We start from the raw sequence: 510 nt of genomic DNA, 5'->3' as shown, positions 1-510 counted from the left end.
CTTGCCATAGACCTCAGCATTGCCATAGACTTGACCACGCACATGAGAAAGATGGCGTATTCTTGCATTATCAGAAATCAGTGCATTTTTACAGACACAGGCATCATCATAAACCCAGCAATTGCCATAGTGAGATAAGTTGCTTTCATTTTCGATATAGCCACCGAGGTCACCTTTTTTCACATCACCAAAATCTTTTAAAGCACGAATGCGATAATATATATATATATTACCAGTCACGAAATCCATTTGATTGATCTATTCATATTTTGGATGGTTTTTTCTGATTAACAGGAGCGGTTTCATTTGCAATGAAAGAAATAACGGAGGTGTTTTTTGATATAGTTATCATAATTAAACCTGTATGTTTTTAAAAGTTTTGAACAGACATTAAGCCAGCTCCAAACCAAATGTTTGTTGAATCAAGTGCTCTGTTCAAACTAATAATAACATATTCATTACCTAGTAGTAGAATATCAACTCCTACACCTGCATAAAGCGAAGCAATAA

At 34.7% G+C, this 510-nt stretch carries 1 pseudogene; it reads right to left on the bottom strand.

The window, feature by feature from the left end:
• Window positions 1–249, bottom strand: a pseudogene (locus ACFILW_RS11190) (hypothetical protein); the annotation flags it as partial.
• Window positions 250–510 lie beyond the last annotated feature (261 nt).

Source organism: Bartonella sp. TT110JLCBS (genome assembly GCF_042193405.1).
In the GTDB taxonomy this organism is placed as follows: Bacteria; Pseudomonadota; Alphaproteobacteria; order Rhizobiales; family Rhizobiaceae; genus Bartonella.
The sequence above is the reverse complement of the archived record's forward strand: the minus strand, read 5'-3'. Positions and strand labels throughout refer to the sequence as shown.